The organism is Streptomyces sp. NPDC048659 (assembly GCF_040650575.1).
Lineage (GTDB): Bacteria > Actinomycetota > Actinomycetes > Streptomycetales > Streptomycetaceae > Streptomyces.
The window spans coordinates 133,684-151,677 of record NZ_JBEZHM010000010.1 but is presented as its reverse complement, the minus strand read 5'-3'; the positions used below and the strand labels follow the sequence as shown (position 1 = coordinate 151,677).

General features: G+C 72.1%; 21 protein-coding genes. 11 read left to right on the top strand and 10 right to left on the bottom strand.

Going from position 1 to position 17,994, the window contains the following annotated elements; genetic code table 11:
• Positions 1 to 38: 38 nt before the first annotated feature.
• The 6 genes from AB0C99_RS11030 to AB0C99_RS11005 form a co-directional block, all read right to left on the bottom strand.
• A complete protein-coding gene (locus AB0C99_RS11030; protein ID WP_362472648.1) occupies positions 39 to 1,058 on the bottom strand; it encodes a hypothetical protein in 1,020 nt (339 codons plus the stop codon).
• 1 nt (position 1,059) lies between these two features.
• Positions 1,060 to 1,419: an MmoB/DmpM family protein gene (locus tag AB0C99_RS11025; RefSeq protein WP_362472645.1), complete on the bottom strand. Its 360-nt coding sequence runs from the start codon at positions 1,417 to 1,419 to the stop codon at positions 1,060 to 1,062.
• Positions 1,419 to 1,775, bottom strand: coding sequence for a Rieske 2Fe-2S domain-containing protein (locus AB0C99_RS11020; protein WP_362472637.1), 357 nt, complete (start codon positions 1,773 to 1,775; stop codon positions 1,419 to 1,421). The genes AB0C99_RS11025 and AB0C99_RS11020 overlap by 1 nt, the downstream gene beginning before the upstream one ends.
• Entirely contained in the window at positions 1,772 to 2,017 is a 246-nt protein-coding gene (locus AB0C99_RS11015; RefSeq protein WP_362472634.1) for a toluene-4-monooxygenase system B family protein, read from the bottom strand. The genes AB0C99_RS11020 and AB0C99_RS11015 overlap by 4 nt, the downstream gene beginning before the upstream one ends.
• A gap of 1 nt (position 2,018) precedes the next feature.
• Positions 2,019 to 3,509: a YHS domain-containing protein gene (locus AB0C99_RS11010; protein WP_362472631.1), complete on the bottom strand. Its 1,491-nt coding sequence runs from the start codon at positions 3,507 to 3,509 to the stop codon at positions 2,019 to 2,021.
• A gap of 197 nt (positions 3,510 to 3,706) precedes the next feature.
• The gene (locus AB0C99_RS11005; RefSeq protein ID WP_362472629.1) at positions 3,707 to 4,933 is read right to left on the bottom strand and encodes a glycosyltransferase; all 1,227 of its coding nucleotides are present in this window, start codon (positions 4,931 to 4,933) and stop codon (positions 3,707 to 3,709) included.
• 117 nt (positions 4,934 to 5,050) lie between these two features.
• Between AB0C99_RS11005 and AB0C99_RS11000 the strand changes: the two genes are divergently transcribed.
• Both AB0C99_RS11000 and AB0C99_RS10995 read left to right on the top strand, forming a co-directional pair.
• Positions 5,051 to 5,920: an SDR family NAD(P)-dependent oxidoreductase gene (locus tag AB0C99_RS11000; protein ID WP_362472626.1), complete on the top strand. Its 870-nt coding sequence runs from the start codon at positions 5,051 to 5,053 to the stop codon at positions 5,918 to 5,920.
• 23 nt (positions 5,921 to 5,943) lie between these two features.
• Positions 5,944 to 6,246, top strand: a complete 303-nt coding sequence (locus AB0C99_RS10995; protein WP_362472624.1) for an SDR family oxidoreductase — start codon at positions 5,944 to 5,946, stop codon at positions 6,244 to 6,246.
• Positions 6,247 to 6,313: 67 nt separating this feature from the next.
• Here the strand turns inward: AB0C99_RS10995 and AB0C99_RS10990 are convergent, their stop codons facing one another.
• Both AB0C99_RS10990 and AB0C99_RS10985 read right to left on the bottom strand, forming a co-directional pair.
• On the bottom strand, positions 6,314 to 6,979 hold the full coding sequence (locus AB0C99_RS10990) for an epimerase (RefSeq protein WP_362472621.1): 666 nt from the start codon (positions 6,977 to 6,979) through the stop codon (positions 6,314 to 6,316).
• The gene (locus tag AB0C99_RS10985) at positions 6,976 to 7,680 is read right to left on the bottom strand and encodes a TetR family transcriptional regulator (protein WP_362472619.1); all 705 of its coding nucleotides are present in this window, start codon (positions 7,678 to 7,680) and stop codon (positions 6,976 to 6,978) included. The genes AB0C99_RS10990 and AB0C99_RS10985 overlap by 4 nt, the downstream gene beginning before the upstream one ends.
• 144 nt (positions 7,681 to 7,824) lie before the next feature.
• On the opposite strand from AB0C99_RS10985, the gene AB0C99_RS10980 reads away from it, so the two are divergent.
• The 3 genes from AB0C99_RS10980 (at position 7,825) to AB0C99_RS10970 (ending at position 10,659) form a co-directional block, all read left to right on the top strand.
• Positions 7,825 to 8,502, top strand: coding sequence for a TetR/AcrR family transcriptional regulator C-terminal domain-containing protein (locus AB0C99_RS10980; RefSeq protein WP_362472617.1), 678 nt, complete (start codon positions 7,825 to 7,827; stop codon positions 8,500 to 8,502).
• 207 nt (positions 8,503 to 8,709) lie between these two features.
• The gene (locus tag AB0C99_RS10975) at positions 8,710 to 9,552 is read left to right on the top strand and encodes a PP2C family protein-serine/threonine phosphatase (RefSeq protein ID WP_362472614.1); all 843 of its coding nucleotides are present in this window, start codon (positions 8,710 to 8,712) and stop codon (positions 9,550 to 9,552) included.
• Positions 9,553 to 9,693: 141 nt separating this feature from the next.
• Complete coding sequence (locus AB0C99_RS10970) at positions 9,694 to 10,659, top strand: MASE1 domain-containing protein (protein WP_362472611.1); 966 nt, start codon at positions 9,694 to 9,696, stop codon at positions 10,657 to 10,659.
• Positions 10,660 to 10,770: 111 nt separating this feature from the next.
• Here the strand turns inward: AB0C99_RS10970 and AB0C99_RS10965 are convergent, their stop codons facing one another.
• A complete protein-coding gene (locus AB0C99_RS10965) occupies positions 10,771 to 11,760 on the bottom strand; it encodes a LysR family transcriptional regulator (RefSeq protein ID WP_362472608.1) in 990 nt (329 codons plus the stop codon).
• A gap of 160 nt (positions 11,761 to 11,920) precedes the next feature.
• Here AB0C99_RS10965 and AB0C99_RS10960 point away from each other — a divergent pair, with 160 nt between their 5' ends.
• The 3 genes from AB0C99_RS10960 (at position 11,921) to AB0C99_RS10950 (ending at position 14,299) form a co-directional block, all read left to right on the top strand.
• Positions 11,921 to 12,427 carry a hypothetical protein gene (locus tag AB0C99_RS10960; RefSeq protein WP_362472606.1) on the top strand — a complete coding sequence of 169 codons (507 nt, stop codon included), beginning with the start codon at positions 11,921 to 11,923 and terminating at the stop codon, positions 12,425 to 12,427.
• A gap of 69 nt (positions 12,428 to 12,496) precedes the next feature.
• Positions 12,497 to 13,765: a hypothetical protein gene (locus AB0C99_RS10955; RefSeq protein WP_362472603.1), complete on the top strand. Its 1,269-nt coding sequence runs from the start codon at positions 12,497 to 12,499 to the stop codon at positions 13,763 to 13,765.
• Positions 13,766 to 13,801: 36 nt separating this feature from the next.
• Positions 13,802 to 14,299, top strand: a complete 498-nt coding sequence (locus AB0C99_RS10950) for a hypothetical protein (protein WP_362472742.1) — start codon at positions 13,802 to 13,804, stop codon at positions 14,297 to 14,299.
• A gap of 99 nt (positions 14,300 to 14,398) precedes the next feature.
• Here AB0C99_RS10950 and AB0C99_RS10945 read toward each other — a convergent pair whose 3' ends face one another.
• Entirely contained in the window at positions 14,399 to 15,484 is a 1,086-nt protein-coding gene (locus AB0C99_RS10945; protein WP_362472601.1) for an alpha/beta hydrolase, read from the bottom strand.
• A 139-nt stretch (positions 15,485 to 15,623) separates the two neighbouring features.
• Between AB0C99_RS10945 and AB0C99_RS10940 the strand changes: the two genes are divergently transcribed.
• The 3 genes from AB0C99_RS10940 (at position 15,624) to AB0C99_RS10930 (ending at position 17,969) form a co-directional block, all read left to right on the top strand.
• Positions 15,624 to 16,328 (top strand): TetR/AcrR family transcriptional regulator, encoded by a 705-nt coding sequence (locus AB0C99_RS10940; protein WP_362472598.1) that lies wholly within the window; start codon positions 15,624 to 15,626, stop codon positions 16,326 to 16,328.
• 85 nt (positions 16,329 to 16,413) lie between these two features.
• Positions 16,414 to 16,881: a DUF5959 family protein gene (locus AB0C99_RS10935; RefSeq protein WP_362472595.1), complete on the top strand. Its 468-nt coding sequence runs from the start codon at positions 16,414 to 16,416 to the stop codon at positions 16,879 to 16,881.
• Positions 16,882 to 17,162: 281 nt separating this feature from the next.
• Positions 17,163 to 17,969 (top strand): hypothetical protein, encoded by an 807-nt coding sequence (locus AB0C99_RS10930; RefSeq protein ID WP_362472594.1) that lies wholly within the window; start codon positions 17,163 to 17,165, stop codon positions 17,967 to 17,969.
• Positions 17,970 to 17,994 lie beyond the last annotated feature (25 nt).

Below are 17,994 nucleotides of genomic sequence, written 5' to 3'. Positions count from 1 at the left end.
CGATGAAGCGCGCGTCGGCCGGTCGTGGTGGGCACGGGTCAGGACGGTGTCCGTAGGCCGCCGTCCGTGTGCAGTGCGGTCAGTCCGACGGCGATCGCGGTGCGGACCTCCTCGGGAGGGGCGGGGACGGGTGCCTGGGCGAAGAGGGCGGCCAGGGCCGCTGTGGCCTGTTCCGTGTCCGGCCGTCGGGCGTCCGCCCAGTCCCGCAGCAGCTCCGCGTGGTCGGGGCGTTGGTCCAGGGCGTAGCGGACGAGGGCACGGGTCCAGTCGCGACTGCGTCGGGCGTCGTGGGAGAACTCGGTGCACAGGTCGGCGAGAAAGGCGTCGCCGTTGTCCTGGGCCAGACCGGCGAGCGACTCGTCGACGAGGATGTCGAGCGCCGGTTTGACGACGAGGTTGAGCGCGGTGAACGCCTCGCCCCAGTCCGGTACGGTCAGGAGTTCCTCCAGGACGCGGCGCAGCGGCTGCCAGGCGGGATCCTCCTCCCACGCCGAGCGGGCCGTGGCGGTCGCGGCGAGGTCGTCGTCGTGCGCGTTCGCCAGGGCTCTGGTCCAGTAGGCCAGGCGTTGGATCCGGCGGGCCTCGTCGGCGGCCTGGAAGGCGGCGCAGTTGGTGATGAACGCGGACGGTGCCATGTGGGCCGTGTACGAGGCGGTCATCTGCAGCACGTGCAGGGGGAAGCGCAGCGGGACGACGAGCCGGCGCAGCAGCGTCACCCACGCGGGGTCCAGCGTGTGCAGGGTGCGGGCCGCCTCGTGCTCGTCGATCAGAAGGTCGGTGTGGACCTCCCGCTCGTGCTGCAGCGTCACGTAGTCCTTGTAGGTCAGCCGGTGCGGGTCACGGAAGCCCTCCCAGTCGGGCACCTGGAAGGCGGAGCCCTCCCGGTGGGCCAGGTACCACTGGTTGAGGGGCGCGCCCCGGTCGAGTTCGAAGGGGGCGGGTTCGCGCCGGAAGGTGTACTGGAAGCGGGCGGTGACCGCCTCGTACGGGCTGGGCTTGCGCCGGACGTCGCCGAGAAGGCTCCAGGTGCGTGCCTTGGGGCGCGGTGCGTGCGTCACGTCAGTCCTCCTGCCTCGCCAGATACCAGACGATCTCGTCATCGGTGATGCGCATCCGCCCGGCGAAGGCTCCCAGTGCGGGTTCCAGCCTGGACAGGGGGAAGTCGTGTCCCAGCTCCGACTCCAGGCCGGCCCGGGTGAGCCGGCACCGCCCGACGGTGTGGACCCGGATGTACCCGCCGCGGTCGACCACGTGGACCTCCTGCCCGGGGTTGTCCGTCTCCACGGCGGCGATGACGGCCTGGGCCAGGTCGGCGTCCATGCCTCGGAGGACCGGGCCGACGAGCCTCGGCGGCGGGTCGTCCGCGGCCGCTTCGTCTCCGGTCCGCGCCGCCTGGGGGTCTGTCCGGTCCGCGTGCATCAGCCGGTTCCCTTCTGGCCGTCGCTCTGCGTGGGAACGGCGATGTCCACCGATCCCTCCCGTACCCGGACCGTGTAGGCGGTCAGCAGGCAGGTGCTCGGGTTGATGCCGCCGCCGGTGGCCGCGTCGAACTCCCACAGGTGTCCCGAGCAGGTCAGGACACCCGTGTCCACGTCGAAGTCCCCTTCGGCCAGCGGGAGGCCCTGGTGCGGGCACTGGCCCTGGTACGCCCTGACCGCCCCGCCCGCGAGGCGCACCAGCAGGACCGGGCGGCCCGCCACCTCGACACCCAGGAGGTCGCCCTCCCACAGGTCCTCGTCGGCGGCGGCCCGCGTCCAGCGGACGTCCGCGCTCATGCGTACGCCACCCGGAGCACGTCCATCGGCCCGACCTGACAGGCGCCGAGGGAGAGGCCCGGATCGAGCACGCGCCCCTGGTGGGAGACGGTCAGCGGCTGCTCCCGTACGGGGACGAAGGCGCCCAGGATCCGGTCGGTGATCTTCCGTGCGGCTTCTTCGACCGAGTCGGTGTCGTCGAGCAGGACGAGCCGGAGGAAGAGTTCGCGGTCGACGGCCACCTGCACGGGGAGGACGGCCATGTCACGGTTCCTTCCGGTCGAGGATCCACGCGTAGCCGACGGAGTCGTCGCCGTACTCCTCGGGAGCCAGCCCCATGTAGGCCAGAGCCCCGTCCAGGGTGGCGGGCTGGATGTCGCCGGCCACGAACCGTTCCGTGAAGTTGACGTGTCCCGCATACCGTTCGGGCCGCAGCGAGAAGATCCACCGGCACGGCGCGGAGCAGAAGAAGTAGCGCCGCCCCGCGTGCTCCTGGGTGAGGGGCTCGGGGGAATCCAGTGTGCCCGCGCGGTGGCCCGACGGATTGGTCAGCGGGAGGTTGCACAGGTGGCACAGGGTGGGCAGGGCCGTAGGGATCTCCCGCCCTTCCCGCAGGCAGTCGGCCAACTGGTCCCACAGGGGGCCGTAGTTCTCGCCCCACCCGGGGTACTTCTCCTCCAGCCAGGCACGCTCCGGCGCGGACACGCCCGCGTGCGGGTTCCACCACATGGTGGACCGCAGGTACCACACGCCGATCTGCACGGTGTGGTGGAACCAGTCCAGTTCGGGCAGGAAGTGGTCGTTCCAGTACCAGGGCAGCTCCAGCCCCAGATCGTGGAACTGCTCGCGGAACTGCTTGACGATCCACTCGTTCATGAATTCCTTGAACGACTGGCTCCGGTGTTCCAGCGGTGTGTAGTAGTCCATCGACATGCCCGTGAGCAGCGCGAAGATCCGCCACACCCGCCAGAACGCCACGTCGACCAGTTCCTGGACGACGTCCTTGCGGCCCGCTTTGAGCAGCACCTTGATCGTCGGTTCGCCCTGCTGGGCATGGCGTGCCTCGTCAGTCTGGATCGACGAGATCAGCGCGGCGAACTCCAGATGCCCGACCTCCAGGGCCTCCGCAGCCATCCCCAGGAACTGGAGGTTGGAGAATCCCGTCTCCAGAGCGAAGGTGAGCTGGATCGCCGTGGAGACCGCGTCGTTCCCCCCGAAGGTGTCGTCGAACGCCGACCGGGCGGCGATCGCCCCCCAGTGCTGGGTGTGGAAGGTCCGGTGCGCCCAGTCGGCGCGCGGTTCCCTGCCCAGCAGGCTGTAGGCGAAGTACGCCTGGATCTGTGCGTGCCGGATCTCGTCGAGCGTGCCGAAGACGGCCATGTTCCGCCACGCCGCCGATCTCCCGAACCGTGCCATCCGGCCTTCGGCGATCGCCCCCAGGTACTCCGCCAGCGGCGTCACCCCGTAGTGCGCCAGTACCGCCGCCCGCCAACCCGGATCGAGGCGTTCGTAGACGTGCGAGCGCGCGGCCACCTGGTTCACCGCGTAGACCGCAGCGTCCTTGCCCGCCTGGTTGTGCACGTACTCGGGGTACGTGATCTTGTACGGTTCGTCCCATTCCCACCACGCCTCGGCGGGCACACCGCGCGTGTCGCAGACTTCCTGGGGGAACGCCAGGTCCTCGTCCACGTACGACAGCGTCCAGTTCATGTCTCGGGTGAGGTCGTACCAGGCGGAGCGGGGAAGGGCAGGCATGGGCCACTCCTTCGGTGCCGTTCTCGTATGCGCCGGGCACCCACTGTCGATGACGGAGGGCGGTTCGGGAACTCTTCGTGGACCCGTCTTCGGGGGCACAGGGGACATCGGCGCGTACCACCGGATGCACCGCAGTGCGCCCTGGCAGCCGGCCCTGGACTCTGCTAGCGCTTCGCCGCACCCGTCCGGCGGGAGGGTCAGGACGGCAGGCGGTCGAGCGCCGCGAGCACCGGTGCGACGCCGTCCTCCGTGGCCAGGCGGTCCGCCAGGGTACGGGCACGAGCGCGACAGGAGCCGTCCTCGGTGGCCCGGCGCAGGGCCGTGGCCAAGGCCCCGGAGGTCAGGCGGCGCAGCGGTACCACTCCGGGGGCGGTGCCCAGCGCGGTCAGCCGGGACGACCAGAACGCCGCGTCGAACTGGACCGGCACCGGAACGGAGGGCACCCCGGCCCGCAGGACGGCGCCGGTCGTGCCCGCTCCCGCGTGATGGACGACGGCGGCCGTACGGGGGAACAGCGAGGCGTGCGGCACCTCGTCGACGGTCAGGATGTCGTCGCCGCTGGCACCCAGTCCCGCCCAGCCGCGCTGGACGATCCCTCGGACGCCGGCCGCGCGCAGCGCGGTGACGATCTCGCGGCTCACCCGCTCGGGATCGGGCACGGTGGCGCTGCCCAGGCCGACGAAGACCGGCCGGGGCCCGGCCGCGAGGAAGTCCTCCACCTCTTGGGACAACCGGCCGGTCTCGTGCGGCCACCAGTATCCGCACACCTTCAGCGCGTCGGGCCAGTCCCGGGGCCGGGGGACGACGAGTTCGCTGTAGCCGTGGAGCACCGGCCGCGACCGGGGCCCTCGGGAGCGGCGGCCCTTCGTCACGAGCCCGTGCCGCCGCAGCGACCGCACGGCGTCGGAGAAGAGCAGGTCCACCGAGGTCATGACGACCCGTCCGCTCAGCCGGTTCCCCACCGCTCCGAGGGGCCGCACCCCGAGGACCGGGGCGGGGAACTCGCCCGTCGGATGCAAGGGCTGGAGGTGCAGTCCCAGAGCGGGCATCGTCAGGGCGTCGGCGATGGCGTACCCGAGCGGCCCCAGCGACCCGCCGACCAGCAGGACGTCGCCCTCCCGCGCCGCCTCCACCAGGGCCCCCGTCATCTCGTCGACGGCTCCCCTGGCCATGGACGCCAACCGTACGAGTTTCCCCGCACCGGTCCGCGCGTCGTGCAGCCGTCGGCCGCGCACCGAGTGGAGTTCGGCCCGGGGGTCCACCGGCAGCGGCCGGAACCGCACCCCCGACCCCGCCACCAGCGGCTCGAACAGTTTGTGCGCGGCCAACGTCACCTCGTGCCCCGCCCGTACCAGCCCGGCGCCCAGACCCGTGTAGGGCGCGACGTCACCCCGCGATCCCGCCGTCATCATCACGATGCGCACGCCGCCAGTGTGCCGCACCCGGACTCCACGGCGAAGGAGGCACCCCAGACGGCAGACGACAGAATCCACTAACGAGCCTCTGTTGCGTTATTACCGCAACGATGTTTCACTAAATCCATGGACACTGACACGCGCACCTGGTTCATCACCGGTTCCTCCCGCGGCTTCGGCCGCTCCCTGGCCGAGGCCGCCCTCGCGGCCGGCGACCGGGTCGTGGCCACCGCCCGCAGGCCGGAGCAGCTCGACGGACTGGTCGCCCGGCACGGCGACCGCGTCCTTCCCGTCGCCCTGGACGTCACCGACCCGGCCGCCGTCCAGGACGCGTTCGACGCGGCCCGCGCGGCGTTCGGCCGCGTCGACGTGGTGGTCAACAACGCGGGCTACGCCAACCTCGCCCCGGTCGAGACGGCCGACGAGGAGGACTTCCGCCGCCAGTTCGACACCAACTTCTGGGGCGTCTACCACGTCTCCAAGGCCGCGATCCCGTTGCTGAAGGCACAGGGCGGCGGGCTGGTGATCCAGTTCTCCTCCGTCGGCGGGCGGGTCGGCGCGACCCCGGGGCTCGGGTCGTACCAGGCCGCGAAGTTCGCCGTCGACGGGTTCACCCGCGTCCTCGCCGCCGAGACCGCCCCGCTGGGCATCCGCTACCTGGTGGTCGAGCCGGGCGGGTTCGCCACCGACTGGGCCGGGGCCTCGATGCGGATCGACGGCGTGCCCGCCGAGTACGCGGCCACCGTCGGCTCGCTGGCCGACCTGCTGCGCGGCGGCGGGGCCGCGCTCGGCGACCCCGACCGTGCCGCCGGGATCCTGGTCCGCCTCGCCCACGCCGACGAGATCCCCGGCCACCTGCTGCTGGGCGCGGGCGCCGTCGACATGGCGCTGGCCTACTCGCGCGGCCAACTGGCCGAGGCCACCGCCTGGCAGGCCGTCTCCGCCTCCGCCGACACCGGCGCCCCCTACCCCGTAACCCTGCCGTCCGCCGTCTGAGACACCCGATCGGAGAATCCGGGATGCGACCGTTCCACGCGAAGACCGCTCTGGTCACCGGCGCGGGCTCGGGCATGGGCCGCGCCACCGCGATCCAGTTCGGCGGCCTGATTGTGCGCGTCAACGAGCTCCAGCCCGGCGTCATCGACACCGAGATGACCCGGGCCAACGCCGAGGACACCAGGCCCGTCGCGGAGACCGGCATCCCGATGGGCCGGGTCGGCACCGGGCGGGAGATCGCCACCGCCGTCGCGTTCCTGCTCTCCGACGACGCCGCGTACGTCAACGGCTGCCACCTCGCCGTGGACGGCGGATTCCTCGCCTGAACCCCCGGAAGGCTTCGGCACGCACGGCCGCCCGCGCCGGGCCTCGTACCGGGCGGGCGGCGGCGCGCTACGCGCCGAGCCGGTTGATGTCCCTGCTGTACAGCACCCGGTCGCCGGGCGGCCGGGTGCGGGCGACGGCGAGCATGGCGCGGCCGAGGTGGTCGGTGGTGGTGGTGTGCGCGGGGGCCAGGCGGTGCAGGACGGGGTAGAGCCAGGAGGTGAGCGCGTAGGTCAGGCGGTAGGCGCGGGTGCGGGAGACCGCGCCGTGCCGGGGCCGGATGTAGCCGGGGCGGAAGAGGTAGGTGTCCATCCCCGTGGCGAGCAGGGCGTTCTCGGTACGGCCCTTGACGCGCGCCCACATCACACGGCCGCGCTCGGTGCTGTCCGTGCCCTCGCCGGAGACGTACGTGAAGACGATCGCCGGGTTGTCCGCGCTCACCGCCCCGGCCGCCGCGAGCGTGAAGTCGTAGGTGAGGCGCGTGTACTCCGCCTCGTCGTGGCCGGCCGCGGACACGCCCAGGCAGTAGAAGCAGGCGTCGAGGTCCGCGAACCGCCCGGCGAGCGCCGACAGGTCGGCGAAGTCCTCGTGGAGCACTTCGCGAAGCTTGAGGTGGGTGATGCCGACGGGGCGGCGGACGACGACCAGCACCTGGTCGACCTCGGGGTCGAGGAGGCAGGCGCGGAGCACGCCCTGCCCGACCATCCCTGAGGCGCCGAAGATGACGACGTTCACGCGTCTCCTCCTGAGTGCGGTTGGGCGGCGTAGCCCGTGAGCAGGGCGGTGAGGATGTCGGTCAGGCGGGGCTCGACCTCGACGACGGAGTGCGCCAGCTCGGGGTCGGTCTCGTAGAAGGCCCGCAGCCCGGTGCCCGGGGCGGCCATCTGCCACAGCGCCCCGGCCATCGCGGTGGCCGTCGTCACCACGGACCGCGCCTGGCCGGCGGCGAGCGGGGTGACGGCCGCGATGGCGGCGCCGGTCTCGGCGACCTCGGCGATCGCGCGGAGCTTGAAGGTCCGGACGGCGTCGTGGGAGACGTTGCGCTCCAGGTTCAGCGGCGTGTGCGCGAGCAGGTCACAGAAGAGCGGGCGGGCCGTCAGCGACTGCGCGAGCACCCCGGCGATCGACCGGGCGGCGTGCGGCCACTGCGGCGCCGCGGCGTCCGCGCAGGCGGGGAGCGCGCCGAGCCGGTCGCGCACCTCGGCCGCCCAGTCCCGCCAGCCGCCCGCGGCCAGCCGCAGGAAGATCTCCTCCCTGGTCTCGAAGTAGCGCAGCATCGCGGACTTGTGCATGCCGACCTCGTCGGCGATGGCGGTCACCGTCACCTCGCGCACGCCGTGCTCCAGGGCGAGGCGCGAGGCCGCGGCGAGGATCGCGTCCTCGCGGGCGCGCTTGGCTTCGGCGGAGCGGGCCCGGCCGAACTGTGGGGTACTCACGAGGGCAGTTTATCGCACCGGCGTTGCATTATTATCAAGCTCCCGTTTCGTTGCGTACGCGTCGCCCTTTTGCGCCGCACCCCGGAACGGACCAGGCCCCCAGCCTCTCCACACTCAAGAACTAAGTTCAAGTAGGATCCCGGCATGGCCAGGAACACGCTCACCCCCGACCAGATCGTCCGCGCCGCGATCGAACTCCTCGACGACGAAGGGCTCGACGGCCTCAACATGCGCAGCCTCGGCGCCCGCCTGGGCACCGCGGCGACAGCCGTCTACTGGCACATCAAGACCAAGGACGAGCTGGTCCGGCTGGCCGGGGACGCGGTCTGGAACGAGGTGGAGCTGCCCGACCTCGACGCGATGGCGTGGCGCCCGGCCGCCACGGCGATGGCCGGCAGCACGCACGCCATGCTGACCCGGCATCCGTGGCTCGGGCAGGCATTCGGCAGCCACCTGCTCTACGGCCCCGGCAAGTCCCGCCACGACGACCACAGCCTCGCCCTGTACGAGAAGGCCGGCTTCTCCCCGGCGGACGCCGACCGGGCCGCCGCCACCGTCTTCGTCTACGTACTCGGCACCGCCCTCGGCGCCGCCGCCAAGGTCTCGCTGACCCGGCGCCTGAGCAGGAGCGGCGCCCCGGAGCAGCAGCTCGCGGACACCATGGCGGCGGCCACCGAGGTGGCCATGGGCTTCCCCCGCCTCCGCGAGCGTCTGGGCGGCAGCGCGGCGGCGGAGTACAGCGCGGCCCCCGACCACACCTTCGCCTTCGGCCTCGCCGCGATCCTCGACGGATTCGAGACCCGCCTGACGCCGACGGCCTAGCCGCCAGACCCGTGCGGTCACCCGACACGTGGCCCCGCTGCCGATGAGATGCGGACGCCGTCCTCTCCGGGCACAGTAGGAGGGACCTGTTCGTACCGAGGCGGTCCCGTGTGGTCCCGTGTGGTTCCGCGTGCCGGGGACCGGGGACCGGGACGAGGCAATGCGATGCGAAGCGACGCGAGGATCGTCGTGACGTCGGAGTGATCGATGTTCCACAGACGGCCGGCCGACAACAGCGAGGACCTTCTGGTCCGGCTCGGGTCGCTGACCGCCAGGGCGCGGGAGCTGGCCGAGACCCAGCGTTCCCGCGTCGAGCTCGCCGTGGCCCTGCAGCGCGGGATGCTCCCCTCCGACCTGCCCAGTTTTCCGGGCGCGCGGCTGGCCGTCCGCTACGAGCCCGCCAACCACGGACTCAACGTCGGCGGTGACTGGTACGACGCGTTCTCCCTGCCCGGCGGGCGGATCGGCATGTCCATCGGCGACGTGCAGGGACACAACATCGAGGCCGCCGCCTTCATGGGTCAGGTCCGCGTGGCACTGCGCGCGCTGGCGTCCGTCACCGGAGACCCGGGAGAGCTGCTCGGGCGCACCAACGACCTGCTCGTCTCCCTCGGCGCCGACCTCTTCGCCACCTGCACCTTTCTTCGGCTGGACCCCGCCGCCGGCACCCTGGAGTGCGCCCGGGCCGGTCACATCCCCCACATCTGGGCCACCACCGACGGCCGCTCCGGCATCGACGACAGCGAGGGCGGGCCTCCGCTCGGCGTACTGCGCGCCGTCGACTACCCGACCACGCGCCACCGGCTCACCACCGACGGCGTCTTCGTCCTCCTGACCGACGGCGTGGTGGAGGGGCCCTCGCTCCACATCGACGAGGGGCTGGACCGGGTGACCCGGCTCGCCGGGATCACCGCCGTCGCCGGACTGGACGTCGACGCGCTCGCCACCGCCGTCATGAGGCTGGCGGCCACGGTGGGGCACGAGGACGACGCGGCCGTCCTGGTCGTCGGCCACGACGGCGTACCGGCCCCGCCCGCGGCCGAGGAGTGAGGGGGAGGCGTAAGGGGAGGGAGGGGCTCGCCTCGGGACCCGACACGCAGGGGCCTTGCCCGGCGTCGGCGGTCCGGCCGGTGTCTCATGGCTGACGTGTGGGAAACTCGGCAGTACCGGTCCGTTACGGAGACGGCTCTGATGTCGCTGGCCGTCGCGGCGTGCTACTTCGCGGCCGGACGACTCGGCCTGATGGGACGTCTCGTCGTCGAGGGCGTGGTGGTCACCCCCATCTGGCCTCCCACCGGCGTCGCCGTCGCCGCCCTGCTGCTGCTCGGCGCGCGGGTCTGGCCCGGGATCGCCCTCGGCTCCTTCCTCGTCATCGCCTCCCTCACCACCCCGGGGCCCGCCACGGTGGTCACCGTGGTCAGCAACACCGTCGCGCCGCTCTGCGCCTTCGTGCTCCTGAAGCGGGCCGGCTTCCGGCGCGACATGGCGCGGCTGCGGGACGGGCTCGCCCTGGTCTTCCTCGGCGGGTTCGGCGCCATGACGATCAGCGCGACCGCGGGGGTCGGGCTCCAGGTGGCGAGGAGTTCCCTGGACGCGAGCGAGTTCTGGCCCGTCTGGCTGGCCTGGTGGGTGGGCGACACGATGGGGGTGCTGCTCGTCGCCCCGCTCGTGCTCGTCCTCGCGGGACCGGCCGGACGGCTCCGGTTACGGCGCTGGAAGGAGGCGGCCTTTCTGGGGCTGGCGACCCTGATCGTCATGCCCGTGGTCGTCCTCAGCCCGATGAGCATGCTCTTCCTCGTCTTCCCCCTGCTGATCTGGGCGGCGCTCCGCTTCCAGCTCGCCGGGAGCATGCTGTGCGCGCTCTACGCCTCCGTGCTCGCCACCTCCGCGGCGACCTCCGCGCGGGGCGCGTTCCTCCACCTCACGGAAGTCGAGATCATGGCCAAACTCCAGGCGTTCAACGGTTCCGCCGCCCTGACGGCCCTGCTTCTCGCCTCCGTCATCACCGAGCAGCGGGCGACCCGCCGGTCCGTGCGCCGCGCCTGCCAGGAACTGGCGGAGGTCCTGGAGCACCTCGCGGCGGGCGAGCCCTCACCTGACCCGCCCGGCACCGCCGAGAGCCGGGCGGCTCCACCGGGCGGGCAGCGGAGTCCGTGATCCTCCCGCCGGGGGGGCGGGTGCCGAACGACGGCTGCCCGGCGGGGAAACGCACCGCGCGGGGCGCGTCAGCTGTACGCGCCCGGTGTCGCCGCGCGCTCTGACGTGCAGTCAGTCCGCCGCCTGGCCCCCGCCCGGGACGGCCCCCCGGTCCCGCGCCGAGGCCACGTGTGCGGCGGCTGCCGCCACGGCCTCGACGAGCGGTTCCGTGCGGTTCTCCCTCAGCCAGGCGAGGGCCGCCGTCGACGGGGGCAGGTCCGTGACCTCCACGTAGCGGATGCCGGGGCGCGGGAAGAGGTCGCGCGCCGCGGCCGGCAGGAAGCACATGCCCTGGCCCTGGGCCACGAGGTGCAGCAGGCCCTCCAGGTCCGAGGCGACGGGTCCATAGCGCACCGGGGTGCCGTCGGGGCGGGGGTCGGCCGCCCAGAAGTCCCACCAGAGTCGCGGCACCTGCGGCGGGACGTCGACCACCGGGTGGCGGGCCAGGTCGGCGAGGGCGATCCGCTCCCGGTCCGCGAGCGGATCGCTCGCGGCGAGGCAGGCCAGCCGGGGTTCCGTGGCGAGCTGCCGCACCTCGACGCCGGGCGGGACGGGTGGCCGGAGGAAGGCCACATCGACGTCGTGGCGGAACAGGGCGTCGAAGTGGTCGGCGAAGTGGAGGCTGCGCACGTCGACCTCGACCAGCGGGTGGCGTTCCTGGAGCAGGCGCAGCACGGCGCGCGTGTAGGGCATCGCCGCCTCCGCGCCGATGGTGCCGACGACGAGCCGTCCGGAGAGTCGGCGCGCCTGCGTCGAAGCGCTGCGGCTCAGGCGGTCCATGGCCGCCACCACGCCGCGCGCGTCCGCCAGCAGCACGCGGCCCTGCGGGGTGAGCGTCACGGCCCGGCTCGAACGGTCGAACAGCTTGACCCCGAGGCGTCTTTCCAGGTCCCTGATCTGCTGGCTCAGGGCCGACTGGGTGATGAACAGCCGGGCGGCGGCGCGTGAGAAGTGGAGTTCCTCCGCGAGGGCGACGAACAGCCGGAGCTGATGGGCGCTCGGCGTCCGCGGGTCGGGGCCCGTCGGCCCGGCGCCTCCTGCGGCCGTTTCGCCAGCAACCATGATGAATCCCTTATCGATCGTCTTTCATGTCGCATGGCCACAAGCGATGACATGGACAGAGAGCGAGTGGAAGGCTCGGTTCTCAAGCGACGCCCCGTGAAACCTCCTCGGTTCCACCGGGCCATCCGACCATTGCTTTCTCGACAACGGGGGCCGAAACATGTCTGTGAGACGAGCGGTGGCGGTGCTCGCCGCCCTGCTGGCCGTGCTGTTCGGCGCCGGCGCCGTTCAGGCGTCGTCGCCCCAGGCCGGTACGAGTGTCCGGGCGGCGGCGGAGAACGCGCCGCCGACCACGGCCGAGGCCGCGCCCTTCGCGGCCCAGGCCGGGTGCACCGCGCGCAACGTCAGCCATTACGACGCGTACACGGGGCGCACCTGGACGCGTGACTGGGTGTGCGGGAACCGTACCGGCGCCCCGCTGTACGGCTGTGCCAGCTTCATCGCCGCCTGTTCGGCGATCGGCTGGATCGACACGTCGCCGAGCTGGTTCGTGTGCTGGGGCAGGGGCGCCGCGCACGGCGGCGGCAACAGCATCTGGTACTACACGATGGGTGACCGTATCGCTCCCGGTCGCGAGCGCCAGCACGGGTGGGGCTTCATCCCCGCCGTCGACGTGTGGACGTCGACCGATCCCTGGCCCGGTATGACGGAGTGCAACATCCCGTAGAGCCGCCGGGAGCCCCGCTGCCCGGGACCCGGGCAGCCCGCTCCCCCATGCAGCGAGGACCCCCACACCATGCTCCGCATCTCCATGTGCTCCCGCACCACCGATCGCCGTACGCCCCGGCGTCTGCTCGCCGCGACGGCGGCCTTCCTCTCCCTCTCCTTCACCGGCGCGGCGCTCCCGCACTCGGCCACGGCCGCGGATGCGGCCGCGACGGGCTCGACGGGCTCGACGGGCTCGACGGGCTCGACGGTACGGACGGGACTCACGGGTGACTCCGTGTCGGTCACGCCCGCGAGCCCCCAGGTGCCCGTGGGGGTCACGGCGGGCGTGGCCGTGTTCGACCGGCAGACCGGGACGTTCACCGAACAACTCGCCCCGGCCGCCGCGTTCCGGTCCGCGTCGGTCGTCAAGCTCCTGATCGCGCTCGACTTCCTGTGGAACCGCAGCCCCGGCAGCCTTCCGGCAGCCGACCGCACGCGCCTGGACGCCATGCTCCGCAGCAGTCAGGACGCCGCCGCCAACCACTACTGGTCGACCTACGGCGGGCCGGCGATCGTCGAGCGGATGGTCACGCGGCTCGGGCTCGCCGACACCGCTCCCCCACCGGCGGGCTACGAGGGGTACTGGGGCTACACCGCCATGTCGGCCCGCGACGTCGTGACGACCTACCGGCACATCCTGGAGTCCGCTCCGGCGCCGGTGCGCGACTTCGTGATGGAGCGCCTGCGCCAGTCGACGCGGTGCGCGTCGGACTCCTTCGACCAGCACTTCGGCATCGCCGGCGCGTTCGACCGCCCGTGGGCCGTGAAGCAGGGCTGGTCGGGGCAGTACGCGAAGGGGAACTGCGGCTCGGTGAGCGCCGCGTCCGTCGGCGAGGGGGACCGTGACGGTGACGGTGACGCGAGCGTCGACCTGAGCCGGCCGGCGCTGCACACGACCGGCACCGTCGGGGCCGGTGACCGTTCGATCGTGGCCGTCCTGACCCTGCACCCGGACGGCACGTCGTACGGGAAGGCGTACACCGACCTCGGCCGGCTGACCCGCTCCCTGAACGTGCCCGGCGGCACGGCGGCGAAGGGGAAGTGGTACGGGACCTGGGGTCAGGACGTCGCCGTGCGGCCGGAACCGGTCGTCGGGGGCGACCCGCTGACCCGGCTCCCGGCCGGCGTGGAGGTGCTGGTGGGCTGCCAGAAGAAGGGGCAGTCCGTCTCCGTCCCGCCGTACACCAACGACTGGTGGGCGTATCTCCCGCAGTACGGGGGCTACATCACCAACATCTACATCAGCCATCCGGCCGACCGGCTGCCGGACGTACCGCTGTGCACGAATCCGAAGTGACCCCGGGAATGCCCGGAGAAGGAGTGGAGTGTGACGATGTCGCGTAGCAGGCGTTCGAACCTCGGTGCGGGCGGTGCGCTGCTGTGGGTGCTGGTGTCCGTCCTCGCGGCGGGCCCGGCCCAGGCGGCAGCCTCGGACGGGCCCCGCGCCGGCGGCGGCCACACCATGGTCATGCCGCCGGCGCCCCGGGGCGAGGGGCCCTCCTCGCGTACCGTGGCGGCCGTGTCGCCGACGGTCTCGCCCTGGGCGGACTACGTGCACACGTCGTCGGGCAGCCCGGTCACGTGCGCGTCGGGGAACCTCTGCACCGGGGTCTGGGACCCGGTGGTGGGCAAGTACAAGGTCTTCTTCCTCTACCGGTGCGCCCAGTACTCCCTGTCCTACTGGAACGGGGTGGGCCAGGTGGTGAACAACCAGGTCGGCGCCGCCGCGTTCTTCTACGGCCAGAACGGCCAGGTGCGGGACGTGGTCCTGCCGGACCCCAGGCCCTTCACGTACGACTGGGGGCCCGTGTGGTCCATCCGGAACTGCTGAGCGGCGGCACGCGGCGACACGGCCGAGACCCCTCGCCCTTGGGCTCCCAAGGGCGAGGGGTTCCGCACTCCGGGTGGGCGTGCCCGTGAGGGGTACGGATCAGCCTCGGAGTTTCCTGTCCAGGAACCGGGTGATCGTGCCCATGACCTTCTGCGTGGTCCACTTCTTGCCGGCCTCGGTGTCGCCGAGGAAGGCCAGGTCCCCGTGGTCCGCCCCCTTGACGACGTAGCGGGTGCCCTCCACCTTCGCGGCCCTGAGGGCGTCCAGCATGATGAGCGACTGGCTGGGCGAGATGATCCGGTCGCTGTCGCCGTGGAGCAGGATCATGGGGGCCGACCGGCGGCCGAGGTAGGTGGCGGGGTTGGCGGCCTGGATAGCGGCGGGTTCGGTCGCCACGGTCAGGGGTGAGTTCGGGCCGAAGACATAGGCGTTGACGAAGCTGCCGGGCGCCATGGTGACGGCCTTGGTCTCCACGTCGAAGTCGTCGGCGACCTTCGCCAGGTCGTGGGCGCCGAACTCGTCGACGACGGCCTGGACCGTGCTGCTCCGGTCGAGGTGTTCGCCCTGCTCGAAGCGCTCGTCGCCGTTGGTGGCACCGGTCATGGCGGCGAGGTAGCCGCCGGCGGACTGGCCCCAGACGGCCACCCGCTCCGCGTCGATGCCCCATTTGTGCGCGTGGGCGCGCAGGTAGCGGATGGCCGACTTCACGTCGGCGACGCCGTCGCGGTAGGTGGAGCCGCTCAGTATGGTGCGGTACTCGATGCTCGCCACGGCGTAGCCCTGCTCGGCGACGTAGGTGCGCTGGTCGAGGTTGTTCGACCGGTCCGCCATCACGAAGCCGCCGCCGGTGATGTAGACGACCAGGGACTTGGGTCCCTTTGTCCGGGGCACCTGAAGGTCGAGCTTCAGCTCGACGGGCCGGCCCGCCGCCGTCGGTGTCGCGTAGGTGATGCCCTGATGCAGGGTCACCGGCGTCCGGCCGCACCGGATCTGCGGCCCGTCCGGGACGATGACCTTGCTGGACCTCGTGCTGGTCGGCGCGATCGTCTTGGCGACCGGGATGGCGCCGCCGCCGGGTGTGCCGACGGGGTTCCGCGGGCACTCGGCCGACGCCGGGGCCGAGGCGTCCGGCGCGACGGCGGATGCCGTGCCCGAGCCCACCGTCGCCCCGAGGGCGAGAACCACGACTCCCGCGAGCCTGCCTAACCTGCCGCGTGCGGACATGAGACCTCCCGAGTAAGTGGAGAATGCATCTCCACTCTTGACGCCGGCACCGGGACGGGGGTGCGGACCAGCCCGGATCACCGGCCTACCCTTATGCCGCATGACGGAGAGTTCCCGGGAGCGCGGCCCGGCCGAGGGCGGCAGGCCGCTGCGACGGGATGCCGCCCTCAACCGCGAACGCATCCTGCAGGCGGCACGCGAGGTCTTCTCGGAACATGGCCTCGGGGTCACGCTCGACACCGTGGCCCACCACGCGAAGGTGGGTGTCGGCACCCTCTACCGCCGCTTCCCCACCAAGGAAGCCCTGATCCGAGCGCTGTTCGAGGAGGACCTGAAGCGCCGCCAGGACTCGGCGGAGCGGGCCCTGGCCCATCCCGACCCCTGGCAGGGCCTGGTCGACTTCCTCACGGAGATGGCGACCGACCTGGCCGCGAACCGGGGCCTGCACGAGGTGCTGATGCTCGGCGCCCACACCTCCGCGCCCATCGAGACGGCACGCGGCGGCATGCTCCCCTTCCTGGACGCCCTGATCCGCCGGGCCCAGGCGAGCGGGGACCTACGTCCCGAGGTGAACCCGTCCGACCTCCCCGTCATCCAGCACATGCTGCACTCGGCCACACGATTCGCCGAAGGCAGCCGCCCCGAAATCTGGCGCCGCTACCTGGAAGTCCTCCTCAACGGCCTCCGCGAACGCCCCGACAACCTCCCGCTGACGACCCCGAGCCTGAGCGACGAGGACGTCGAGAGCGCCATGGGCATCGTGCGGCCGGGGGCCTCGGGTTCGCCCGGGGGCGACGCCGGCTGAGAACTGCCCACGCAACGCCCCCGTACGGCCGGGCGCTCATGCACGTGCATGATGACGAGAGTCGTTGCGAGAGTGGGGAGCGGGCGTGGCCGAGGGCAGCACTGTGGATCTGATCCGTCTGGCCGACAGGGAGAGCAGTCTTGAGGTTCGCGTTCTGGGCCGGACGATGCCTGGGGTGTTGACCCTGCACGATCACCTCGATGCGGAGATCGTCGTCACGAGCGGCTTCGCCCAAGGACGTCTCGATGCGTGTCTGGCTCCGGACGACCTGGACAGCTGGTCACAGGTCCTGGGAGAGCTCGCAGCCGGGCGGGATGCCGTCTGGATGGATGACGGACGCAACCCCGAGATCCGGTTCGAGCCTTCCGGGCAGGACGGGGTCGCCGTCTTCGTGGTGGAGGACATGGCCGCATCGGGGACATCTGTCCGTGTCCCCGTGCGCCTGGCCGCCGGATGGGCCGATGATCACCACGAACGGCTGCGCCATGTCCGTGCCGCATGGCCGCAGGAGGTGGTGGAGACCTCTCCCGGCGCCTACGAGTGGCGACGCTGAGCCGTCGAGAACCGGCTCGGCGTGCGGTCTCGCCGGCCGTCGGCGTCGGAGTCTACGGCGTGTCCAGACGGGGGGATACGGCGCGCACGAGCGGTTCCAGGCCCCGGCTGGGGCGGCGGCCCGTCAAACAGGCGCCGGCCCGACTCGGTTCATCGGGCACGCACGGAAATCCGTTCGAGTGCGGAATGTCTGCTCTGTAGGGTGATCACACGGTCGGCGTGCACAGAGTGATGGATGGGCGCGGCCGTTCCCTGATCTACCGTGCTTGGAGCTCCACCCTCATGCGTCGCACTCTCTCCGCCGCTCTCGTCTGTCTGGCCCTGTTCACCTCCGGATGTGCGGCGAAGGGCGCGGGCGGGTCGGACGCCGGGCCCGCGGCTGCCGCTCCCTCGGTCTCCGCTGTCGCCACCACTGAGGCCGATCACGCCGCCGTGGTGCGGAAGGCCGTCGAGGGGGTCACCACGGCCCGTACGGCGTACCGCTGGGAGGTCGGACAGGCGGGTGGGAAGGTGTACGCCGTGACGGGGAAGGGCAGTCACGACTTCGCTCGTCGGCAGGGTGCGCTCGTCGTGAGCCTTGAGGAAGTGGCCCGTTTCGAGCAGGTCTTCACCCCGGAGCGGCTCTACATACGAGGCAGCGCGGGCGCGGAGTCCGTCGGCTGGACCTTCGTGGACCGGGCCGGGGTCAAGGGGCAGCGGCTGCTCAAGACGCCGGGCAACGACCCCGAGTTCCTGCTGCGGCAGGTGGTCATGGCCGAGGGGTATCAGCGGGTCGCGGTCGACGACGTGGACGGGGTGTCCGCCGCGCTCTACCGGGGGATGCTCCCCCACGCGGCGCTGACCCTGGACATGGCCGATGCGGCGCGGAAGCAGGTCGACCAGATGCGCGACATGCTGGGCGCTCCGATCCCCGTCACCGCCGACGCCTGGATCGACGAGCGGGGCCGGCTCGTGCGGGTCCGGCTGGAGATGGACCTCCAGGGGTCCGTCCGGTCCACGACCGAGCTGACCCTCACCGGACTGGGCGAGCCCGTCAAGGTCAAGGTGCCCGCCGGTGCCGTCGAGGGCTCCGCGTCGTCCCTCGTCTGACCCGGCGGGCCGGATCTTCCGCCTC